The 2511-nt window shown below is 56.8% G+C and carries 1 rRNA gene; it reads right to left on the bottom strand.

The features are described 5' to 3' along the window. Positions 1–39: 39 nt before the first annotated feature. Positions 40–2511, bottom strand: a 23S ribosomal RNA gene (locus ACIBVL_RS43185); the annotation flags it as partial.

Raw genomic sequence — 2511 nt, 5'->3', positions numbered from 1 at the left:
GTCGTTGCCTCAGAACTAACACAGTGGACGCGAGCAACTGAGGACAAGCCCTCGGCCTATTAGTACCGGTCACCTCCACACGTTACCGTGCTTCCAGATCCGGCCTATCAACCCAGTCGTCTACTGGGAGCCTTACCCCATCAAGTGGGTGGGAGTCCTCATCTCGAAGCAGGCTTCCCGCTTAGATGCTTTCAGCGGTTATCCCTCCCGAACGTAGCCAACCAGCCATGCCCTTGGCAGAACAACTGGCACACCAGAGGTTCGTCCGTCCCGGTCCTCTCGTACTAGGGACAGCCCTTCTCAAGACTCCTACGCGCACAGCGGATAGGGACCGAACTGTCTCACGACGTTCTAAACCCAGCTCGCGTACCGCTTTAATGGGCGAACAGCCCAACCCTTGGGACCGACTCCAGCCCCAGGATGCGACGAGCCGACATCGAGGTGCCAAACCATCCCGTCGATATGGACTCTTGGGGAAGATCAGCCTGTTATCCCCGGGGTACCTTTTATCCGTTGAGCGACGGCGCTTCCACAAGCCACCGCCGGATCACTAGTCCCGACTTTCGTCCCTGCTCGACCCGTCGGTCTCACAGTCAAGCTCCCTTGTGCACTTACACTCAACACCTGATTGCCAACCAGGCTGAGGGAACCTTTGGGCGCCTCCGTTACCCTTTAGGAGGCAACCGCCCCAGTTAAACTACCCATCAGACACTGTCCCTGATCCGGATCACGGACCCAGGTTAGACATCCAGCACGACCAGAGTGGTATTTCAACGACGACTCCACCTGAACTGGCGTCCAAGCTTCACAGTCTCCCACCTATCCTACACAAGCCGAACCGAACACCAATATCAAACTGTAGTAAAGGTCCCGGGGTCTTTCCGTCCTGCTGCGCGAAACGAGCATCTTTACTCGTAGTGCAATTTCACCGGGCCTATGGTTGAGACAGTCGAGAAGTCGTTACGCCATTCGTGCAGGTCGGAACTTACCCGACAAGGAATTTCGCTACCTTAGGATGGTTATAGTTACCACCGCCGTTTACTGGCGCTTAAGTTCTCAGCTTCGCCCACCCGAAAGTGAGCTAACCGGTCCCCTTAACGTTCCAGCACCGGGCAGGCGTCAGTCCGTATACATCGCCTTACGGCTTCGCACGGACCTGTGTTTTTAGTAAACAGTCGCTTCTCGCTGGTCTCTGCGGCCACCCCCAGCTCGAGGAGCAAGTCCTCTCACCAAGCGTGGCCCCCCTTCTCCCGAAGTTACGGGGGCATTTTGCCGAGTTCCTTAACCATAGTTCACCCGAACGCCTCGGTATTCTCTACCTGACCACCTGAGTCGGTTTAGGGTACGGGCCGCCATGAAACTCGCTAGAGGCTTTTCTCGACAGCATAGGATCATCCACTTCACCACAATCGGCTCGGCATCAGGTCTCAGACTATTGCCAGGCGGATTTACCTACCCGACGTCCTACACCCTTACCCCGGGACAACCACCGCCCGGGCTGGACTACCTTCCTGCGTCACCCCATCACTCACCTACTACCACCTTGGGTCAGCGGCTCCACCACTCCCCTTTGCCCGAAGGCTCCGGGGCGGCTTCACGGCCTTAGCATTAATGGGTTCGATGTTTGACGCTTCACAGCGGGTACCGGAATATCAACCGGTTATCCATCGACTACGCCTGTCGGCCTCGCCTTAGGTCCCGACTTACCCTGGGCAGATCAGCTTGACCCAGGAACCCTTAGTCAATCGGCGCAAACGTTTCTCACGTTTGTATCGCTACTCATGCCTGCATTCTCACTCGTGAACCGTCCACAACTACCTTCCGGTGCTGCTTCACCCGGCACACGACGCTCCCCTACCCATCACAGCACCCGTTGGGGCTATAGCTGCAATGACACGACTTCGGCGGTACGCTTGAGCCCCGCTACATTGTCGGCGCGGAATCACTAGACCAGTGAGCTATTACGCACTCTTTCAAGGGTGGCTGCTTCTAAGCCAACCTCCTGGTTGTCTGTGCGACTCCACATCCTTTCCCACTTAGCGTACGCTTAGGGGCCTTAGTCGATGCTCTGGGCTGTTTCCCTCTCGACCATGGAGCTTATCCCCCACAGTCTCACTGCCGCGCTCTCACTTACCGGCATTCGGAGTTTGGCTAAGGTCAGTAACCCGGTAGGGCCCATCGCCTATCCAGTGCTCTACCTCCGGCAAGAAACACACGACGCTGCACCTAAATGCATTTCGGGGAGAACCAGCTATCACGGAGTTTGATTGGCCTTTCACCCCTAACCACAGGTCATCCCCCAGGTTTTCAACCCTGGTGGGTTCGGTCCTCCACGAAGTCTTACCTCCGCTTCAACCTGCCCATGGCTAGATCACTCCGCTTCGGGTCTTGAGCGTGCTACTGAAACGCCCTATTCGGACTCGCTTTCGCTACGGCTACCCCACCCGGGTTAACCTCGCAACACACCGCAAACTCGCAGGCTCATTCTTCAAAAGGCACGCAGTCACGAGA

This window comes from Streptomyces sp. NPDC049687, from assembly GCF_044465285.1.
Lineage (GTDB): Bacteria > Actinomycetota > Actinomycetes > Streptomycetales > Streptomycetaceae > Streptomyces.
The sequence above is the reverse complement of the archived record's forward strand: the minus strand, read 5'-3'. Positions and strand labels throughout refer to the sequence as shown.